Annotated in this window: 15 protein-coding genes and 1 pseudogene; 8 read left to right on the top strand and 8 right to left on the bottom strand. The window is 71.7% G+C overall.

What is annotated here, in order from left to right:
* Positions 1-91: 91 nt before the first annotated feature.
* A complete protein-coding gene (locus BBK14_RS33210; protein ID WP_071067092.1) occupies positions 92-1,543 on the top strand; it encodes an aldehyde dehydrogenase in 1,452 nt (483 codons plus the stop codon).
* Positions 1,544-1,989: 446 nt separating this feature from the next.
* On the opposite strand, the gene BBK14_RS33220 is transcribed toward BBK14_RS33210, so the two are convergent.
* The 5 genes and pseudogenes from BBK14_RS33220 to BBK14_RS42575 form a co-directional block, all read right to left on the bottom strand.
* The gene (locus BBK14_RS33220) at positions 1,990-2,361 is read right to left on the bottom strand and encodes a hypothetical protein (RefSeq protein ID WP_071067094.1); all 372 of its coding nucleotides are present in this window, start codon (positions 2,359-2,361) and stop codon (positions 1,990-1,992) included.
* Between the two features lie 633 nt (positions 2,362-2,994).
* Positions 2,995-4,416 (bottom strand): glutamate decarboxylase, encoded by a 1,422-nt coding sequence (gene gad, locus BBK14_RS33225; protein ID WP_071067095.1) that lies wholly within the window; start codon positions 4,414-4,416, stop codon positions 2,995-2,997.
* Between the two features lie 147 nt (positions 4,417-4,563).
* Positions 4,564-6,906, bottom strand: coding sequence for an ATP-binding protein (locus tag BBK14_RS33230; RefSeq protein WP_071067096.1), 2,343 nt, complete (start codon positions 6,904-6,906; stop codon positions 4,564-4,566).
* 209 nt (positions 6,907-7,115) lie between these two features.
* Positions 7,116-7,493: a PP2C family protein-serine/threonine phosphatase gene (locus BBK14_RS42570; RefSeq protein ID WP_071067097.1), complete on the bottom strand. Its 378-nt coding sequence runs from the start codon at positions 7,491-7,493 to the stop codon at positions 7,116-7,118.
* Positions 7,494-7,623: 130 nt separating this feature from the next.
* Positions 7,624-8,100: pseudogene (locus tag BBK14_RS42575) on the bottom strand (PAS domain-containing protein); the annotation flags it as partial.
* A gap of 176 nt (positions 8,101-8,276) precedes the next feature.
* Here BBK14_RS42575 and BBK14_RS33245 point away from each other — a divergent pair.
* Positions 8,277-8,486 (top strand): DUF4236 domain-containing protein, encoded by a 210-nt coding sequence (locus tag BBK14_RS33245; RefSeq protein ID WP_020464302.1) that lies wholly within the window; start codon positions 8,277-8,279, stop codon positions 8,484-8,486.
* Between the two features lie 31 nt (positions 8,487-8,517).
* Here BBK14_RS33245 and BBK14_RS33250 read toward each other — a convergent pair whose 3' ends face one another.
* Together BBK14_RS33250 and BBK14_RS33255 are read right to left on the bottom strand one after the other, a co-directional pair.
* Entirely contained in the window at positions 8,518-9,654 is a 1,137-nt protein-coding gene (locus BBK14_RS33250; RefSeq protein ID WP_071067099.1) for a PP2C family protein-serine/threonine phosphatase, read from the bottom strand.
* 198 nt (positions 9,655-9,852) lie between these two features.
* Entirely contained in the window at positions 9,853-11,307 is a 1,455-nt protein-coding gene (locus tag BBK14_RS33255) for an amidase (RefSeq protein ID WP_071067100.1), read from the bottom strand.
* A gap of 407 nt (positions 11,308-11,714) precedes the next feature.
* Here BBK14_RS33255 and BBK14_RS33260 point away from each other — a divergent pair, with 407 nt between their 5' ends.
* Together BBK14_RS33260 and BBK14_RS33265 are read left to right on the top strand one after the other, a co-directional pair.
* Positions 11,715-12,362, top strand: coding sequence for a hypothetical protein (locus tag BBK14_RS33260; protein WP_071067101.1), 648 nt, complete (start codon positions 11,715-11,717; stop codon positions 12,360-12,362).
* Between the two features lie 146 nt (positions 12,363-12,508).
* Complete coding sequence (locus BBK14_RS33265; protein WP_020464298.1) at positions 12,509-12,814, top strand: GlsB/YeaQ/YmgE family stress response membrane protein; 306 nt, start codon at positions 12,509-12,511, stop codon at positions 12,812-12,814.
* A 108-nt stretch (positions 12,815-12,922) separates the two neighbouring features.
* Here the strand turns inward: BBK14_RS33265 and BBK14_RS33270 are convergent, their stop codons facing one another.
* A complete protein-coding gene (locus tag BBK14_RS33270) occupies positions 12,923-14,365 on the bottom strand; it encodes a mechanosensitive ion channel family protein (protein ID WP_071067102.1) in 1,443 nt (480 codons plus the stop codon).
* Between the two features lie 622 nt (positions 14,366-14,987).
* Here BBK14_RS33270 and BBK14_RS33275 point away from each other — a divergent pair.
* The 4 genes from BBK14_RS33275 (at position 14,988) to BBK14_RS33290 (ending at position 19,409) form a co-directional block, all read left to right on the top strand.
* On the top strand, positions 14,988-15,506 hold the full coding sequence (locus tag BBK14_RS33275; RefSeq protein WP_071067103.1) for a GNAT family N-acetyltransferase: 519 nt from the start codon (positions 14,988-14,990) through the stop codon (positions 15,504-15,506).
* Between the two features lie 325 nt (positions 15,507-15,831).
* Complete coding sequence (locus BBK14_RS33280) at positions 15,832-16,608, top strand: SCO2525 family SAM-dependent methyltransferase (RefSeq protein WP_041255114.1); 777 nt, start codon at positions 15,832-15,834, stop codon at positions 16,606-16,608.
* Between the two features lie 34 nt (positions 16,609-16,642).
* Positions 16,643-18,475 (top strand): SCO2524 family protein, encoded by a 1,833-nt coding sequence (locus BBK14_RS33285; protein WP_071067104.1) that lies wholly within the window; start codon positions 16,643-16,645, stop codon positions 18,473-18,475.
* A 13-nt stretch (positions 18,476-18,488) separates the two neighbouring features.
* Positions 18,489-19,409, top strand: coding sequence for an SCO2523 family variant P-loop protein (locus BBK14_RS33290; RefSeq protein ID WP_020464293.1), 921 nt, complete (start codon positions 18,489-18,491; stop codon positions 19,407-19,409).

The following is a 19,409-nucleotide window of genomic DNA, read 5'->3' on the forward strand; positions in this document are numbered from 1 at the left end:
CGGCCCGCCGGCCCGGGGTTCGTCACCATGCCTGAATCTGTCAGACCACAGCTGATCGTCACATCGTCGCGGGCCGTGTCCGGAGGGACTCATGCAGGAACAAGATCGTCTGTTCATCGGGGGCGAATGGGTCGCGCCCAGCGGCACGCGCACGATCGAGGTGGTCTCGCCGCACAGCGAGCAGGTCATCGCTCGCGTCGCCGCGCCCGGCACCGAGGATGTGGACCGGGCGGTGGCCGCCGCCCGTACCGCGTTCGACGAGGGGCCGTGGCCGCGCCTCGACCCGGCCGAGCGGGTCGCGGTCATCCGGCGGCTGGGCGCGCTGCTCAAGCCGCGGCGCAAGGAGCTCTCCGAGCTGATCAGCGCCGAGATGGGCGCGCCGATCTCGTTCGCCAAGCTGTCGCATGTGACGCTGCCGCTGCTGATGATGGGCGCGTTCGCCGACATCGCGGAGAACCTGGCGTGGGAGGAGCCGCGCAAGGGCTTCTACGGGCAGGACGTTCTGCTGCGCAAGGAGCCGATCGGGGTCGTCGCCGCCATCGTCCCGTGGAACATGCCACTGTTCCTGACCATCGGGAAGCTGGTGCCGGCTCTGCTCGCCGGGTGCTCGGTCGTCCTGAAGCCGTCGCCGGAGACGCCTCTCGACGCCTACGCGCTGGCCGAGAGCCTCGCCGAGGCCGGGCTGCCGCAGGGCGTCGTCAGCGTGCTGCCCGGTGACCGGGAGATCGGCGAGTACCTCGTGGCGCACCCGGGTGTGGACAAGGTGTCCTTCACCGGGTCCACCGCGGCCGGTCGCCTGGTGGCCGCGTCCTGCGGGTCGAACCTCAAGCGGGTCAGCCTCGAGCTCGGCGGCAAGTCCGCCGCGGTCGTGCTCGACGACGCCGACCCCGCCGCCGTGGCCGCGGGCGTGGAGATCGCCGGCCTGATGAACAGCGGGCAGGCCTGTGTCGCCCAGACGAGAATCCTCGTCCCGCGCGCGCGGTACGGCGAGTTCGTCGACGCCCTGGCCGCGATGGTCGAGGCGCTGCCGGTCGGCGACCCGTCCGACCCGGCGACGAAGGTCGGCCCGCTGGTCGCCCGCCGGCAGCAGGAGCGGGTGCGCGGGTACATCGAGGAGGGTCAGAAGGAGGGCGCGCGGCTGGTCGTCGGCGGCAGCGACCTGCCGGCCGGGGTCGACCAGGGCTGGTACGTCCGCCCGACCGTCTTCGCCGACGTCGAGAGCAGCATGCGCATCGCGCAGGAGGAGATCTTCGGCCCGGTGCTGACCGTGCTGCCCTACTCCGACGACGCCGACGCCGTCCGCATCGCGGACGACACCGAGTACGGCCTCTCCGGCTCGGTGTGGACCTCGGACGTCGAACGGGGCCTCGCCGTCGCGCGCCGGGTCCGCAGCGGGACCTTCGGCGTCAACCAGGCGTACAGCATGGACCCGAACGCGCCGTTCGGTGGGGTCAAGGCCAGCGGGATCGGCCGTGAGCTGGGTCGCGAGGGCATCGAGGGCTACCTCGACGTGAAGTCGATCTCGGTGGCGCCGCCCTCCTGACCGGCGGCACCACCGCGGGGGCTCACGGTTGCCTCGGCGACACCGGTCTCTGCCACGTGACCACCGCGGTGGTTGTACCGGACGGCGTTGTCGACGAGGTTGGCGGTCATGCGCTCCAGCGGCGTCGGCTCGCCGTCGACCGGTGCGGGACGCAGCTCGGCTCGGCGCGGCTACGGCTTCCTGGACCGGCGGATCGACGGGATCCGGAAAGCGGGTACGCCGTGGCCATCCTCGCGAATCAGGATCAGGTCCTGCTGCCCGCGCCACAGCGGGCGGAGGAACCGCTGACCTGACAGGACCGGAAGGTCTCGCCGGTTCGTCGCGTGACCGGTCGCGACGAACCCGGTGCGGAACCGCCTCGGCGATCCGCGCTCAGCCGAGCGCGCCGCGGGCCCGGGGCTGCGCCGACACGGGCTCGTGGCCGCGGGACGCCCTGACGGCGGCCGTCACGGCAGGTCTGGACCGGGCTGTTCACGTGCGGGGGTTGCCTGGCCGGGGTGCTCGTGGCCCGGCTGGGGCTCCGGCTCCGCGGTGGCGTCCACGGCCACCCAGCGGCGGGCGTGGGAGAGCGCGGCGCCGACGTCCTGCAGGCGGCGCAGGCCGGCGGTCACCTCGGCGGCGGGCAGGCCCAGGTCGAGGGCGAGGACCCGTGCGCGCACCGGGTGGTCGGCCCGGGCCAGGGCCTCGCGGACCGCGATGACGGTGCGGTCGGCTCGGGTCACCTTGTCCCGGTGCCGGCGCTGGGGCTGGCGCGGGACATCGCCGGTTAACCGGCTCTTGGTCGGGGTGACGTTCGTGGGGGAGGTCACAGAATGCATTGCATCACCTTTCTCGATTTCGCTTAACTCCAACAATGCCTAGTTCTGTCGCCGTCGTCATGGTGAGGTTCGCCGCGTCACGCTAAGTGTTTGCATGAATACAACCTGCCGAAAGGTGTGTCCGTCGCAACACATGCGTTGCTGGTTCCCGCGCGTCGGATGTGTGACGCGCGCGACTCCGGGCGGCCCACCCGGCAGTGGCCCGGAAGTGCCCGGGCCCGGTGGCCGGTGTGCCCGGCCGCGACGTCGCCGGCCGGATGTGGGCACCTGTGCCCGGGCTAGATTTCCCAGTCTTTCCGAGTTGATTCCATCGACCATTCTAGCGGCCCTTTCTCGAACGCCGGAACGTTGTGCCGGCGTCCTGATTGCGACAGTTCCGCCGGAATCGAACGAGTCGGGTCAGGGTTGTCGCGACCGGTGTGGGGCAGGGTGTGTCGTGGCCAGGTGTGGGCCGGTGCGGCTCGGTGCGGCTCGGTGTGGTCTGGTGGGCCCAGGGCGGCCCGCCCGCGGTGGACCTTGTGCGGAGGGCGGTTCGCATCTCCGGCCCCGCGGTCTGTGTTGGCCTGTGTGTGCCCTCATGTTTTCCATACGTCGGGTCGTGTCGGTTTCGGGGCGGCTCGGACGGTGGTTGGATCAATGGTGGAACGACGCGGGATCGGCGCCGCCGGCCGCGGTCCGCCACCGGGGGCCGGAGAGTCGTCCGACCACCCGGTGCAGGTCCTCGACCAGCAGATGCGCCAGATCCCGGCTGAACTCGGCCCGCACGACGATCCGCAGTACCGCCAGCTCGGCCAGATCAGGCGGGAATCGGTATGCGGGCACCAGCCAGCCACGGGCACGCAGCGCCTCGGAGACCTCGAAGACGCTGAACTCGGCCGCATCCCTCGTCGTGAACGCGAAGGCCGGGATCCCCGAACCGTCCGAGATCAGCTCGAACGGGCCGAGCTTCGCGATTTCATCCGCCAGCCAACGCGCATTGTCACGGCACGTGCGGGCGGTATGCCGGTAACCGGCCCGGCCGAGTCGTAGCAGAGAGTAGTACTGCGCGACGACCTGTGCTCCCGGCCGGGAGAAGTTCAACGCGAAGGTGGGCATCGAGCCGCCGAGATAGTCCACGTCGAAGACGAGCTCGGCCGGAAGGTGCCGGGCGTCGCGCCAGAGCGCCCAGCCGACCCCGGGATAGACTAGCCCGTACTTGTGTCCGGAGGCGTTGATGGAGACCACGCGCTCGAGCCGGAAATCCCAGACCAGGTCGGGGTCGCAGAACGGGGCGATGAACCCGCCGGAAGCCCCGTCGACGTGCACCGGGACGTCCGGGCCGCCCGAGGCCGCCAGCTGGTCCAACGCGGCGACGATCTCGGCCACCGGCTCGTATGTCCCGTCGAACGTCGAGCCGAGGACGGCCACGACCCCGATCGTGTTCTCGTCGCAGCGGGCGACGGCCTCCGGGGCGGTGAGGTGGGTCCGCCCGGGCGCGAGTGGCATCAGCCGGGGCTCGACGTCCCAGTAACGGGCGAACTTCTCCCAGCACACCTGCACGTTGGCACCCATGACGATGTTCGGCCGCGCACCGGTGCCGCGTTGCCCGCCGCCCTGTTCCCTGCCGTGGGGCTCCCTGGTCGAGCGCCACCGGCGTAGCATCGCCAGCCCGGCGAGCATGCACGCCTCGGAGGACCCGGTCGTCGAGCAGCCGACGGCGTCGGTGGCGTCGGGGGCGTGCCACAGGTCGGCGAGCATGTTGACGCACCGGGCCTCGAGCTCGGCCGTCTGCGGGTACTCGTCCTTGTCGATCATGTTTTTCGCCGCGCACTCGGCCATCAGCCGGTCGGCGTGCTCGTCCATCCAGGTGGTCACGAACGTGGCCAGGTTCAGTCGGGCGTTGCCGTCCAGCATCAGCTCGTCGCGCACGATCTGGTATGCGGTCTCGGCGGACAGCGAGGAGCGCGGCATGCGGTACCGGGGGACGGGCCCGTCCTCGTCCGGGATGACCAGGTGCGGCCGCACCTCCACGGCCTGGTCGCCGCGCCTGCCTCTCGCCCGGCCGTGTAGGGCCATGGACGTCCCTCCCTCGGCCGCGTCCGTCGTCGACCAGAGTCTGCGACGAGATCGGGAATCACGCCAGGTGACTTTCCGAGTGCGATGCGTAATCGAAGTTGGGTGCTGGAACGCGACCGGTGCCGCGCGTCGGCAGAGGCCCCGCGCTCAGGCGCCGCCGACCCGCTGCGGCGGGCACCAGCGGATCTCGACGCAGAGCTGGCCGTCGCCGCTGTCGTCGATGACCTGCGTCCAGGCGGACGGCGCCGGGGTGACGGGCGGGCCCGCCTCGGCCACCGCCGGGTCGTCGGCGGTGACGAACGCCTCGCCGGTGTCGTCCGTGCCGGTCAGGGTGACCGTGACCGCGGTGGCCGCGGGGGTGACCGTGGCCAGCACCGCCGAGAGCGCGGCGACCACCTCGTCGCGGGCCGTCCCGGGAACGGCGTCGAAGGTGCCGGCGACCTGCATCCGTACCGCCACCCCACGTCGCTCGGCGGCGCGCAGCGCCGGCTCCAGGCCCTCGAGCAGGTCCGAACCGGCGACGGGGCTGGTCATCGCGCGGCGCAGCTCCGCCGCGCTGGACGCGCAGCGCGCGCGCACCTCGTCGGCCGCGGGGTCGAGCCGGCCGTCGCCGATGGCGGCCAGCAGCGGCAGCGTGTCGGCACGGAGCCGGTCGAGCCGGGCCCGGCGATCCTGGGTGATCTTGGCGGAGGCGACCAGGTCGGCGGCGAGCTCGGCGTCGGCGCGGGCGATCTCGGCGGCGGCCGCCGCCGTCCCGCGCCGCATGGGGCCGAGCGCGCCGACAACCGACTGGACGACTGCCTGCGTGTAGAACATCACGCTGAGGTAACCGACGATCCCGGGCCCGCCGCTGTACCTGGTGGCGACGATGCCGCCCGCGCACGCGGCGATCGCCGCCGAGGCGGGCAGCCACTGCCGGGCGGGGCAGGCCGCGGTCAGGAAGGCGCACACCCCCAGCCCGCTGACCAGCACCCAGTTGAGCGGTACCCGCGAGCCCTCCTGGCCGAGGGCCCCGGCGGCGATCTGGGTGACGAGGAACAGCCCGGTCAGCCCGGCCACCGCCGGCCCGCGCAGCGGGCCGCGGCGGCTGGCCCGGCCCGCCCATACCAGCGCCGCCCCGGACGCGGCCCAGGCCAGGGCGACGAGGCCCGGGTGCTGGTAGTAGGAGAGCCGCATCACGAGCACGATCCCGAGCGCGAGCTGCCAGACGACGGCGCCCCGCCCGACGGCCCCGGCCGTGTCGCGGGCCAGCCGCTCCTCGAGCTCGGCGACCTCGACCGCCGGCGCGTCGGGCGAGCGACGGGACCACTGCAAGGTCACGATTGTCGGGCCTCCCGGCGTCGACCGCACGGTCGCGGACCCGCCGACGTCGCCCATCGGGTCGATGATCGACCGGCGCACGCCCAGCTGGTCGGCGCGGTACCGGCCGGGGGTGAAGCCCACGCCGTGGTCGGTCACGGTGACCAGGACTCCGGTGGGGTCGGTGCGCGCGTCCACCCGTGCCCGGGGCAGGCCGGAATGGCGGCGCACGTTAGACAGCGCCTCGCTGACGGCCATGGCCACGGCGGCGGCGACCTCGGCCGGCGTGTCCGTGGAGCCGGTGAAGGAGAACTCCACGCCCAGCCCGGTGGCACGAGCCTGGTCCAGAGCCCGGCCGAGGGCGACCATCAGGCCGTCCTCCCAGTCCCGCCCGCCGGCGAGGAGGTCCTCACAGATCGCCACGCTCTGCCGGCACCGGGCGTGGACGCTCTTCCCGCCCGCGTCACGTGCTCCCCAGGCGATACCGGTGAGCGTGTTCAGGACGGTGTCGTGCACGAGCCGGTCCGACTCGGCCACGTCCTGCCGCCGTGCCGCCACGATGCCGCGCCCGCGGCGCCGCGTGTGGGCCAGCGCGAGCCACTCGTCGCAGCGCCGGGCCCCGCGGCGCATCCGCCCGACGACCGCGGCGAACGCGAGGGGGACGGCGATGACCGCGCCGGCCGGCAGCGCCGCCTCCAAAGCGGACGGCGCGGCGATCTCGTGGACGACGGCCGTGTACAGGGTGACGAACGCCAGCACGGCCGGCAGCCAGACCGCCGGCGGGAAGCACCACACGATGGTCAGGCCCGTCCCGATGAGCCGCAGCAGCACCCAGTTGGGGCCGGTGGCGAGCTCGCCCGGCGGCACGGCCCAGGGCGCGCAGCCCGCCACGACCAGGCCCATCAGGAGCTCGCCGGCGGCGAGGTCCCGACCCAGGCCACGGGTCAGGCAGACCACGCCAAAGACCACGCCCCAGCAGGCGGCGACGGCCGGCAGTGCGAGCCGGGCCGGAGATCCGTACCATCCCGCGTCGGCGAGGAGTACCGCGATGCCGAACAGGACCGCGACCAGGCGCAGGAGCCCGAGGGTCCGCGACATTCTGACGCCGAGCCCGGCCTCGTTCGGGCCGACGTCCCCGCCCGCCGCGCCGCGCCGGTCGCGTCCCCCCTCGCTCCCGGTCCGGCGGGTCACGCGCTGGTCACCGGGCCGCCGGAATACGTGCCAGCGCAATCGTCAGTACCCACGCCGCCCCCCGCGAGCGCTGCCCCCGGCCAGCCGACCGGACAGCAAGATCCATCGACTGGCTTATCACGATAACGGACCCGGACACATCGTCAGGTGCCGACGTCCGTACGGGCGCCCGGCACGGCCCGGCAGGCCTCAGCCGGGCTCGGCAGGCCTCAGCCGGGCCCGGCGAGCACCCGCAGGCCGAGGATCGCGACGTCGTCGTCCTGGCGCCGGCCGGTGAGCATCTGGTCGACGATCAGATCCACCAGGGCCTCGGGCCCGTCCTCGGGGGCGTGCTTCTCCGCGGTGAGCCGCAGCCGCTCGAGGCCGTCGTCCAGGTCGAGATCCCGGGACTCGACCAGCCCGTCGGTGTAGAGGACCAGGTGGGAGCCGGCCGGGGTGCCAGTGGGCGGCGCGCCGGTGGAACCCAGCAGGCGGGCCCGCCCGTCCGGAGTGAGCAGGAGCGGCGGTAGGTGGCCGGCGTTCGCCCACCGCGCACCAGTCCGCGGCGGTGGGCACCACGGCCTTGGTGAGCCGGTCGAGCGCCTCACCCACGTCGAGGGTGCCCGAGAGCAGCTCGCTGACGTCGGCGAGCAGTTGCAGCTGGGCGGTGGCGCGCTCGGCGTCGCCGCGGGCGGCCCGTTCGCGCTCGAACAGCCTGTCCCGCTCGAGCTGGGCCTCGACCCGTTCGGTGACGTCGGTCTGCACGCCCACGAAGTGGGTGATCTCCCCCAGCGGGTCGAACACGGGGCTGATGGCGAGCTCGTTCCAGAACGGCGTGCCGTCCCGCCGGTAGTTGCGCAGCACGACCACCACGTGCCTGCCCGCGGCCAGCCCGGCGCGCAGCTCCGCCAGCGCCGGCTGGTCGTCGTCGCCGTTCTGCAGGAACCGGCAGTTGCGCCCGACCACCTCGGCCAGGCTGTAGCCGGTCACCCGCTCGAACGCCGGGTTCGCCCAGATCAGCGGGTTGTCGGGTTGCCGCGGGTCGGTGATCGTGAAGCACGCCCCGGTGGCCTGCAGCGCACGGTCGCGGATCTGCAGATCCAGCCACTCCGGCACGGGGCCGACTGCCGACGCAGGAAGGTCGGCACAGTCGGTAGCCGGCCGCGGATGGCCGTTACCGGCTCCGTCGGGCGATCCCACGTCGACAGCGTGCATCCCCTGGGCCCTGTCCAGGTCCGGCCCGACAGAACATGTGGATCGCGATAGGTGACCTAAGTCACATGGGGCGACTGGGTAGGCGGGTCATGGACGGCAAGATCGGTGTTCGTGGGTGTAGCGGGGGGCAAAGCCGGAAAGGACCCCCGTGCCCCACATCTTCCCTGGAGGTAGTCATGGGACTGCGTTACACACGCCGGCCGCGCTACGGCCCCTTCCACGTGAACGTCAGCGAGAACGGGGTCTCCTCGGTGACCCTGAAGCTTGGCCGCGTCTCCTGGCGGGTGTGGTCGAAGAACCGCCGCGGCGGGCTCTCCAGCGTCGACCTTCCCGGTCCGTTCTCCTACCGCCGGGACGGCCGCCGCCGAGCCTCCGCCGGCCGCTGACCCGCCTCGCGCGTCCCACGGCGCGCATCGTCTATTCCGACATCGTGGCCGCGCTCGCGTTCGCGGGAGTGGCCGGGAGCGCCCCGGCGGACAACGGCGCCTGGGCCGTGGCGGCCAGCGCCGCGCCCGTCGGGCGCCGCTCGACGAGCAGCAGGGCCAGATCGTCGTGCAGGTTCCCACCCACGTGCCTGGTGAGGGCGCTGGTGAGCCGGTCGAGCGCGGCATCGGGCGGGACGTCGCGCAGCAGGTCGACGTGCCGCTCCAGCGGGAAGAAGGCCCGCTCGCCGTCCCGGGCCTCGATCAGCCCGTCGGTGAACAGCAGCAGGCGGTCGCCGACCGCCCAGTCCGCCGTCGCGGTCGCGAAGCGGTCGCCGAGGCCCAGCGGCGGTGAGGACGGGCAGGTCAGCGTGGTGGTGGTGGTCGCCCCAACCAGCAGCGGCGGATGGTGGCCCGCCGAGCACAGGCTGAGCCGGCCGTCAGGGTAGATGTCGACCAGCAGCGCCGTCACGAAGTCCTCCGGCTCGGCCTCGCGGCCGACCGAGCGGGCGCAGGCGGCCGCGACCTGCCCCTGGTCCAGCCAGGTCACCGCCGCCTCGCGGAAGGCGCCCAGGACCACCGTCGCCAGCCGCACCGCGGGCAGCCCCTTGCCGCGCACGTCACCGATGATCATGCGGATCGTGTGCGGCGTCGCGACCACCTCGTAGAGATCGCCGCCGACCGAGGCCTCCTTGGCGGCGGAGAGGTAGCGGGCCGCGAACCCGGCCCCGTGCAGCGCGATGGGCACCTCGGGCAGCAGAGCCCGCTGGGCGACCTCCGCCACCGCCCGGACCTGCTGGAGCTCCGAGCTGCGCCGGTTACGGCTCACCGACACGTAGACGGCCACCGCGACCTGGGCCGCGACCAGGATGCAGGCCGCGATGTGCTGACCGTTGCCGAACCGGTGGTCCCACCACCCCGAGGCGACGGCCACCACCTCGGCGGCGAGCCCGACACCCAGCGTCGCCGCCGGAGGACAGGTCACCGCGGTCACCAGGGCACCGAGCCCGAAGTAGCCCGCGGTCGACAGGTCGGTGACGGCGCCTACCGCGACCGCGGCACCGAGAACCAGCAGACCAGCCCCCAACTGACCCACGAAGTCCCCGATCCGGGGTACCACGTTGCTGAGCATGCGCCATTGTCCAGGGCGCAGAGGCCCGTTCGCGGGCGACCTCCAATTTTGTACCCCCGATGGCACCTCCGGAGGTCACCTCGAGTGAGCTACAAGGTGCTTCACGTGCCGGTGTCCCGCTGTGTGCATCCGGCGGTGACGATCCGGATCGGCCGCCAGCCTCCGGCCGCAGGCGCCTCCAGCTCAGACGCCTCCGGGTCAGGCGGGCGTCGAAGCCTCCAGGCGGCCCGGCCGGCGCGTGTACCAACGCTCGACGTCCTCCAGCTCGGCGGCCAGGGAGATCAACGGCCCCTCGCCGCCCGCCGGGCCCATGAGCTGGGCGCCGACCGGCAGCCCGGCAGGCGTCAGCCCGGCCGGGACGTTGACCGCCGGCCAGCCGAGGACGTTCCACGGCCAGGTGTACGGGCAGGCCGCGACGATCGCCTGATCGGTCTCCCAGTTCGTCTCCCGGTTCAGTTCGCCGACCCGCGGCGGCGGCACCGCGGTGGTCGGCGCGAGCAGGACGTCCACCGTGCGGAAGACCCGGCCGATCCACGCCCGGGCCGGTGCCTCGGCGGCCCGGGTCAGCCCGAGCACCGGCCGCAGCGCCCGCCCGTTGCGCGCGTTCGCCACTGTCCGCGGATCGAGGAGCTCGGGGTTGGGCACCCGGTGCGACCAGTCCCGGATGCCGTCCATCGAGCGGGGCAGGAACAGCAGGCCGAGCAGGCCGTACGGCGGCTCGACCGGCACCACGTCGTGCCCGAGCCGGGCCAGCACCTCGGCGAGGCGCTCCACGGCGGCGCGGACAGCCGGATCCAGCGCGGCCGACATCCCGCTGTAGGGGACGCGCAGCGACAGGCCGATCCGCAGCCGGGGCGGCGGGTGCTCGGCCGAGCGCAGGAAGGTCTCCGCCGGCACCGGCGGGCGGTCCCGGTCCACCGGGAGGCTTCCGCTGAGCAGGTCCAGCAGGAGGGCGCCGTCCGCGACGGTCCTGGTGAGCGGGCCGAAGGTGGTCAGCCCGTTGAACTGCTCGGTTACCGGCGCGCTGGAGATGCGCCCGCGCTGCGGCTTGATCCCGACGAGATGGGTCCAGGCCGCGGGGATGCGGACCGAGCCGGCGCCGTCCGACCCGATCGCGGCGGGGACCAGCCCGGCCGCGACGGCCGACGCCGCGCCGCCGGACGACCCACCGGGGGAGTAGTCGAGGTTCCAGGGGTTGCGGGTCGCGCCGAACGCCGCCCCCTCGGTGAACGGCCACTGCCCGAACTCGGGCGTGTTCGTCTTGCCGACGATGATCGCGCCGGTGGCCCGCAGCCGCCGGACCATCTCGCAGTCCTCGGTGGCCGGCGGGAAGTCGCCGGCCGCACCGAAGGCGGTGGGGAGGCCGGCCATGTCGGTGTCGTCCTTGATGGCCACCGGGACACCCAGCAGGGGGAGCCGCTCCCCGGCGTCGAGCCGCCGGTCAGCCTCCTCGGCCTCCGCCAGCGCCTCCTCGGCCCGTAGCACCCGGAAGGTGTTCAGGGTCGTGGATGTCGCCTCGATGCGCTCCAGGCAGGCGGCGACGAGCTCCCGGGAGCTCATCGACCCGGCCGCGAGTCGCCCGGCGAGCTCACGCAGGCCGTACAGGCCGTCGAGCCGGCCGTCGTCCGCACCCACACCCGCGGTATCCGACATCAGCCACCTCCTGGACGCGACGCGCGCGGCGGAAGCCGTGGGGGAACGGTAGCCGACCTCGCGCCGCGGCCCCCGCCCTTTGTCCAGCACGAGACGTACATGGCATATGCCGGCCGGCGCCCCGCTCGCCTCCTCCGGTGTGTACTGGGCTACATCGGCCGGTGGACGTCCGGGCCGTGGGCGGGGGCCTCGGGGGCCTCCCAACGGGGCGGAGCCGGTGGCGCGCAGGACATCCGCGTCGGCGGCCATCGCGGACAACGGTGTGTGGTGACGGCGATGCGTGGACACATCGCGTTATCTACGGCGGATCCATGGGTAGTTCGTCGGCAGGACGCGTGCGGGCAACCCAGAAGTCGCCTCCGTTCAGGCACGCGAGAGTCCCCGATTCTGCCGAGGAGAACCAGAAGATGAACGAGGGCATGAATCCCCCGCGTACCGATCTGACAGGCCCCCGACCGCCGGTCGTGGCCGCGCCCGAACCGGCCGCCGTTCCTGGTGCCACGAACACCGTTCCTGGTGCCGCGAACACCGCCCCGGGTGCCACGAATACCGCCCCGGGTACCGCGCACACCGTTCCTGGTGCCGCGAATACCGTGCCCGCAGCCGGAGCCGCGGTCACCGAGGACGCCGCGGTCACCGAGGACGCGGAGGGTGCCGACATCCGCCGCAAGTTCAACGAGATGACCGCCGGGCTCGCGCCGCATGTGGCCTCCGCCACCGAGAAGACGCGCGACGCGGCCGAGAAGGCGGTGGGCGCGGTCCGGGAGAAGGTCGGCCACAACCCCACGCTCGCCTCCGCGGCGGAGAAGACGGTCGAGGTGAAGGACCGGGCGGTCGGCACCGTAAGGGAGCAGATGGAGCAGCACCCGCAGGTCGCGGCCGCCGCGGAGCGTACGGCGGCCTCCAGCGGGAAGGCGGCACGGACGGCCGGCCAGCAGGCTCGCCGGCATCCCGGTGCCACCGGGGGCGCGGTCTTCGGTGGCGCCGTGCTGCTCCTGCTCCGGCGGTCGGTGCGCCGCCGCCGGGCCACGAAGGCGGCGAAGTCCGGCAGCTGAGGCGGCTTCGTGCCGAGCCGGTCCGGCGGCGTGGGCGCTGAAAGCATCCGCAAAGCGGTGGATCCGGTTCTCGCCGGACAAAGTGTTTGCGAGTTCCGGCGCGGGGCAAAAAGCTGCCAACAACCTCGGTAAAGGAGAAACCACTGATGCTGACTTTCCTCGTCGTCATGGTCCTGCTCGGTCTGATCGCCGGCGCGGTCGCGCGTCTGGTTCTCCCCGGCCCGGATCCGATCGGAATTCTCGGCACGATCGCCGTAGGCATCGTCGGGTCTTTCGTCGGGGGTTTCCTCGGCTACGTCCTGTTCAACAAGGACATTGGTGAGGGCGCGCTCCAGCCGTCCGGCATCATCGGTTCCATCATCGGCGCGATCATCGTTCTGGCGCTGTGGAGGGCCTTCAACGGCCGTGGCCTCTCCCGCACCTCGCACAGCCGTCGGTACGCCCGGCGGTAAGTAACGGCGAGCCGGCGACTGACAGCGGTTTGGCGCCTGACGACGGAAAAGGGCCGCTGCCCCGAGATCTCGGGGCAGCGGCCCTTTCGGTGTCCGCCTACCGGCGGCTCACCTCGACGAGGGACGGTCAGGCGCGTGGCTGCCGTCCGCCTCGCGGGGGTTGGGAGCGGTCAGACCGGAGCCGTCGGTCGGGCCGGGGGCGTCGGTCGGGCCGGGGCCGTCAACCAGGCCGGAGCTGTCGGCCGGGGAGTGCTCGCCGGTCTCGCTGAACGCACGGGAACGCTCCTCGGCCTCAGCACTGCCGGCGAAGAGCCGGGCATCGGAGAGATCCTCCGGCTGGGCGGCCGTCGTGCCCGGCTCGGCCCTGCCCCGCTCGGCCTCGCCGGCCCTGGCCTGGCCCAGACCGGCCTTGCCCAGTTCGACGCGGTGCCCGTTGGAACGCGCGCCGCCCTGGACTCCGGCGCGGGCGCCGGCCGCCGTGGCGTCGATCTCGATCCGGGTACGCGGCAGCGCCGCCGCGTGGTTGTGCCGCAACCAGTCGACCAGTGCCTCGCGTACATGGCAGCGCAGGTCGAAGACCGTCGGCCCGTCGTTCCCGCTCACCAGCACCCGGATCCGTACGTGGTCCCCGACCGCGTCGGTGACCTGCAGGACGCTGACCCGCCCGTCCCAGAGGTCGGTGCTCTCGACGATCCGGTGCATCTCGGTCCGCATGTCGGCGACGGGCACCGACCAGTCCAGGTCGAACTCCACCGCGCCGAGCACCGCGGACTCCCGGCGGGTCCAGTTCTGGAACGGGTTGGTGGTGAAGTAGGTCGACGGCAGGATCAGCCTCCGGTCGTCCCAGATGTGCACGACCACGTAGGTGAGGGTGATCTCCTCGATCCGGCCCCACTCGTCCTCGACGACCACCACGTCGTCGACCCGGATGGCGTCGGTGAAGGCGAGCTGCAGCCCGGCGAAGACGTTCGCCAGCGACGTCTGCGCCGCGAGCCCGGCGATGATGCCGACCACGCCCGCCGACGCCACGATGCTCGCGCCGGCGACCCGCACGCTCGGGAAGGTCATCAGCATCGAGGCGACCGCGATCACGGTGATCACGACGACGGTGATCCGGCGCAGCAGGATCACCTGGGTACGGATCCGCCGCGCGTGCCGGTTGTCGGCGACGTCCATCCGGTAGCGCGACAGCGCCAGGTCCTCCACGACGAACGCCAGCACGCCCACCACCCACGCGAGCGCGGCGATCTGCGCGAGGCCGAGCACGCGGATGGTGGCCGGCGTCCACGACTGCTCCACCGTCGCGTTCGCCGCGATGAGCAGCCCCAGAACGACGAGCGTGAGCCGGGCGGGCCGGCGCCCCCGTTCGGCGAGATCCTCCACAATCCGCGAGTGCCGACCGATCCGCCGCAGGATCCGGTGTACGAGCAGGGACGCCAGGTAGCCGATGACGGCCGCCCCAGCCATGATCACGAGTACCGCGAGATCGGAATCCGTGCCATCCATGGTGTCCATGCTGGAGAACGGGTCGAGCGCAGTCCGGTCCGCCACGGGCAAAGCTCCTTCGAATCGGGTGCGTTTCCCGAACCCGTGCCCGTTTCGTTATGGTCTGACCAGGTGATGCCCTTCACAGCTTCGCTGGCGGAGCACCGGCCCGGGGTGGCCGCCGCGGGCCTGGGGCCGGCTCGACCGGCGACGTCGATCGACGGCCTCACCGCGGTCAACCCGGCCGCCTCCCTCTCGGCCCCTCCCCCGGCCGCTCTCAGCCGTCCCCGGGCCCGCCCTTGGCCGCCCGCGGCCTCCAATTCTTGTCAAAAGTTCGTCCTGTTGCTTTAAAGCAGCTAATCCCGCCATTTGGCGGTGACTGTATGTCGGCTGGAAGTCATCTGTTTTACGGATTGTGCGCATCCAGTGAGGCATCATCGTTGTATGCCGTCGTATCCGGTTGGGTCAGCGCCAGGCGCCTTCGTGCCCGCCGAGGACGCCTCCGACCTGCGCGGTAGTCTTCCAAGCGCGGCCCTCCGCCGAGGCGTGGCGCACCGAATGCCGGAAGGCCGCGGGGGTAGCGGGAGTACTGGATGGTCCATGGGCCGTCTCAGGTCGACGGGTTCGCGCTCTTGTCTCCCGCGGGCCGGCATGTCGACAGGCCGGGAAAATCCAGGAGGGGCGAGCCGTGAACACGGTCAAGGTGAGGACGGTCGTCGAGGCGGACCTCTCCGCGCTCAGCCGGATCGACCGGCAGATCTTTGGCCGGCTCGCGTACCCCGAGTTCGTCCTTCGCCAGCTCTTCGACGTCCACCAGCAGGAGATCCTCGTCGCCGACGAGGCGGGCGAGCTGCTCGGGTACTCGATAGCCGTGCGTTCCGGGTCCGATGCCGAAACGGATCTCGCCCACTTCCTGGCCCTTGGGGTGGACGGCTCCCGCCGCTGCCAGGGTGTCGGCCGCCTGCTGGCGCTGGAAACACTCGAAAGTCTCTACCTTCGTGGTGTGCAGCGGGTGCGCCTCGCTGTGGCACGCGACAACCCGGTCGCGATACACCTCTACCGCTCACTGGGCTTCGAGCAGACTGCGGACGTCGACAGCTATTACGGAGCGGACGAGCCGCGCCTTCTGTTCGAACTCAACCTGGACCGGAATCCGCAGGGCGGCGCGGACACGGTCCGTCACGTGCCGCGCTCTGCCACGCACTGACCGAAACGGCACCGACCCGTTCCTGGACGGGTAGCCGAGCCCGGTCTGTTCGGGAGCGCCAGGCGGACCACTGTTCTCCCACGCCCTTTCACCGCCGCCGCTCTGTGTCCGCCGCGGCGCCTGCTGCCGCGATGTTTGGCCGTGGGTGCGGGCCGTCCGCGGTCGGCTGTGGGCGGCCCGCCGCCACGCGGAGCGTGTGTACGCCTGCTCGTGGCCGCTCTTGCTGGCCCTCGGCCGCCGTCCGGCCCGACTGTGGCCCGGTTCAGAACAGTGACGCGCGCAATTCGTGGGAGCCGCTGTGCACGTAGAAGAAAATGAGAACCCGATGGGCAACGCCGGGCAGCGGTGGGACGAGTTCGATCCCGACCTGTACCACGCCCACAACTACGCCGTCCTGCGTGACGACGACCAGGAAATCCTCGAGGGCGTCCGGGATTTCTTCGCGACCTTCGCCGCGGCCGCGGCGACCGCCGCCGATCGCCCGCTCAACGGGCTGGACGTGGGCACCGGCAGTAACCTCTATCCGGCGCTGTCGATGCTGCCCTGGTGCGAGCGGATCACCCTGCGGGAGCATTCCGCCAGCAATGTCACGTGGCTGGAGAACGAGGTCCGGTCCTACGGCACCGCCTGGGACCCGTTCTGGAAGGTGCTGACCCAGGAACGGGCCTACCTCGGTGTGGATGACCCGCGCCGGGCGCTGGCGGAACGGGTGGTGGTCGAACAGGGAAGCGTCTTCGAGTTACCCCGCTCCAGGTGGGACATCGGCACGATGTTCTTCGTGGCGTGTTCCATCTCCGAGCAAAGGGAAGATTTTCACCGCGCCTCCAGGTGCTTCCTCGACGCGCTCATGCCCGGCGCGCCCTTCGCGATGGCATACATGGAGAATTCCAGAGGGTACGAGGTCGGCGAAATCCGCTTCCCGGCGGTCTCGTTGAAGATGGACTACATCGTCGAAAGCCTTGAGGCGACGGCGACCGATGTGAAGGCGGACCGGTTCGTCGGTGCCGAGATGCTGCGCGAGGGATACGAAAGCATGGTCCTCGTCCGCGGCCGCACGAGAAGACGGGAGCCGGACGGCTCCACCACGGCCGCGGACGCCTAGCGGGCCCGGACGTCGAGGAAGAAGGGGGACGGCGTTGGATATCCGACCTAGGCAGCTTCTGCTGGAGATGTGGGAGGCCGCCGCCGAGTACTCGTACCAGGGCGGCGGATGGAAGTTCAGCGGCCGGGCCGAGTCGAACTCCACCAGCGACGCAGAACAGCTGCTCTGCCTCATGTACCCGTCGTACCAGATGCCCGGGATGGAGATCGTAAAGCCGGACGAGACCGCCAAGGACGTGCGAGTGGCGCTGGAACGCATCGGTGATGCGCGCCAGATCCCGCAAGTGCTGGTGCGGGCGCTCAGTGAGTATCTCGAGCGGTATACGAACGAGCGGGGTGCGCCGGTCTTCTCCGGCGGTTCGTATTTTCAGCCGGTCGGCCAGGGCGAGCCACTCACCCCCGAGCAGCGTGCGTTGGAGATAGTCGACTCGTTCTCGATGTCCATCACGCTGTCACTCGCCATTCTCGGTTTCGTCCGCGAGTTCCGGCCGACGGTGCGGCGCGACGCGTTGCTCGCCGAGATGCGGGAGCTGGAGAAGGCCGCATCGCGTCGGCTGACCGCGTCGATGGTGGGAATTCTGCGTAGTTTCACGGTGCGGACCTTCGCGGCCTACTCCGAGGAGGGGCGGGCGTTGTGCGACCTGGTCAACACCGAAGGGAAGTCGACCGAGAAGGTCCTCGACGAGGTCCGCGACGCGCTGGTCCCGGCCCGTACCTCGTTGCGCGAGCTGAAACTCGGTGTGGAACTGTCCGCCGAAGCAGTGGACGACGACAGCGTGCTGTTCGAGTGCGGCTGGTCCTGGGGCATCATCCGGGATGCCCCCCCGGTCGACGCGGGCACGGGCGTCGTGGTCGACCAGTCCCCGGGTGTCGCTCAGGCGAAGCCCTCCCTGTACTTCACGGTGGTCGCACTCGACGGCATCTCCGACCTCTTCTCGGCGCGCACCCGACAGCTCGGCCTGATCAACCCGGATCAGGAGGGCCTGGTGGGTGCCCTCCAGCTGCGTTCGAACCTGGCGCAGCTCTACTGGTCGACCATCGCGCGCCTCGGCCGGTCCCGCTGGCCCGTCGAGGAGGTTCCCTGGCGGAGCGCGAACCCTGCGGATGAGGGGCCTGAGACGGACTACGACACCCTGCTCGCGGCCTCGATCACGATCGAGGCGCTGGCCACCGAGCGAGCCCGGGACGTCGACATCGCGCGTATCGCGGACGTCCTGGCGGAACTGGCCGTGCGGGGTCGGGTCACCAGGCGGGCGAGGCTGCGCGAGCCCGCGATCGAGCTGCACGTCCCGGGGGTACGGCTCCCGCTCACCGGCGCCGAGGACCTCGGGCCGGCTATGGAGTGGCCGGTGGCGGACTTCTCGACCGCGTTGCTCAAGCGGGTGGCGCGGACCGCGGCCGTCACTCGTGACAGCGCGCTGCGAGATCGGTTGGTCGGCCTTGCGGACGAGATCTGGGACCGTCACGTGCGGCTCCGTCAGCTTTCCGACGGTCCCGGCGCCGGGCTGTGGGACGACATCAGCCTGTTCAAGCTGTCGCCAACGGACAAGGGGCCGTCCTGGTACTTCACCGAGCGGGTGATGGAGGCGCTCGTCACCGTCGCGGCGGTCTCCGTCGCGCGTCCGTACAGCGCCCGGCTGGCCGACCTGGCGCTGGACATGCTCGCCGAGGCCGACCACCTGCACACAGCCGAGCTGCTGCGGGAGTCTCCGACATCCACCGTCCCGGCCAGAACCCAGCTGCACGGCATTGGGGCGAACCTGCAGCGGGCGCGTGAGCTGCGTGAACGCCAGCCGGCGACGTCGATCGCGATCGTGCAGGCGGCGCTGCGCGATCTCGACGCGCTCGCCATGGCCCGGCGAGCCTGAGGGCCCGGCTCCGATGATCATATTTGCGACGTCCGACAAAGGCGGCACCGGTCGCTCCGTGACGAGCTGCAACGTCGCCTATCGACGCGCGATGCAGGGCAGCGACGTCTGCTATCTCGACTTCGACTTCGGCTCGCCTACCGCGGGCGCCATCTTCGGTGTGGAGGCGGCAGGGCAGGGCACGGCTACCGGCGGCGGGCTGCACGAATACCTCGCCGGGCGGACGGCCGAAGTGGACCAGCTGGACGTCTGGGGGCAGTCGGAGCTGGGCGGGCCGCGGGCAAGACCGCTCGGAGCCGGCAGGCTCACCCTGCTGCCGGGTGACTCCGGCGGTGGGGAGTTCCCCGTCGACGCGACCATGGCCCGGCGGTGCAGCGATCTGTTCCTGCGCCTCGACGAGGAGTTCGAGCTCACCCTCGTCGACCTCAGCGCCGGCCGGTCGTACGCGACGGAGCTGGTGCTGCGTGCCACGGCCGACCCGGCGCTCGCTGAGAAGACCGCGCGCTGGCTGGTGTTCCACCGGTGGACGCGCCAGCACATCGTCGCCGCCGCCGGCCTGGTGTTCGGCCCGCACGGCATCCTCGAGACGGGGATGGATCGCGGGCACAGGCGCCGCGAGCTGGAGGACACCATCCGGTTCGTCCGCACCGCCGTGCTCGAACCAGACTCACCACAGTTGGCCGTCCTGCGGGCGGAACAGTCGGTGTGGCTGCAGTCGTACAACACCGACCTGCAGAAGCTGGCGGCGAAGCTGCGCCTCGGCCGCAGCGTAATGCTCGGCTCGATCCCGCTCGACCCGGTCCTGCAGTGGCGTGAGCAGATCATCGTCGAGGACGACATCTCGACCACGCGGATCGCCAACGAGGAGACCGGACAGGCGTTCGAGGACCTCGCCAAGCGCCTGACAGACGACAGCGCGTGGGAGGGGCTCTGA

This window comes from Parafrankia soli (assembly GCF_001854695.1).
GTDB classification, from domain to species: domain Bacteria; phylum Actinomycetota; class Actinomycetes; order Frankiales; family Frankiaceae; genus Parafrankia; species Parafrankia soli.

Bases quoted from the DNA above. Each gene is read 5' to 3' on its own strand.
- BBK14_RS33210 (WP_071067092.1), top strand. From the start codon at position 92: ATGCAGGAACAAGATCGTCTGTTCATCGGGGGCGAATGGGTCGCGCCC.
- BBK14_RS33220 (WP_071067094.1), bottom strand. From the start codon at position 2,361: ATGCATTCTGTGACCTCCCCCACGAACGTCACCCCGACCAAGAGCCGG.
- gad (WP_071067095.1), bottom strand. From the start codon at position 4,416: ATGGCCCTACACGGCCGGGCGAGAGGCAGGCGCGGCGACCAGGCCGTG.
- BBK14_RS33245 (WP_020464302.1), top strand. From the start codon at position 8,277: ATGGGACTGCGTTACACACGCCGGCCGCGCTACGGCCCCTTCCACGTG.
- BBK14_RS33250 (WP_071067099.1), bottom strand. From the start codon at position 9,654: ATGCTCAGCAACGTGGTACCCCGGATCGGGGACTTCGTGGGTCAGTTG.
- BBK14_RS33255 (WP_071067100.1), bottom strand. From the start codon at position 11,307: ATGTCGGATACCGCGGGTGTGGGTGCGGACGACGGCCGGCTCGACGGC.
- BBK14_RS33260 (WP_071067101.1), top strand. From the start codon at position 11,715: ATGAACGAGGGCATGAATCCCCCGCGTACCGATCTGACAGGCCCCCGA.
- BBK14_RS33265 (WP_020464298.1), top strand. From the start codon at position 12,509: ATGCTGACTTTCCTCGTCGTCATGGTCCTGCTCGGTCTGATCGCCGGC.
- BBK14_RS33280 (WP_041255114.1), top strand. From the start codon at position 15,832: ATGGGCAACGCCGGGCAGCGGTGGGACGAGTTCGATCCCGACCTGTAC.
- BBK14_RS33290 (WP_020464293.1), top strand. From the start codon at position 18,489: ATGATCATATTTGCGACGTCCGACAAAGGCGGCACCGGTCGCTCCGTG.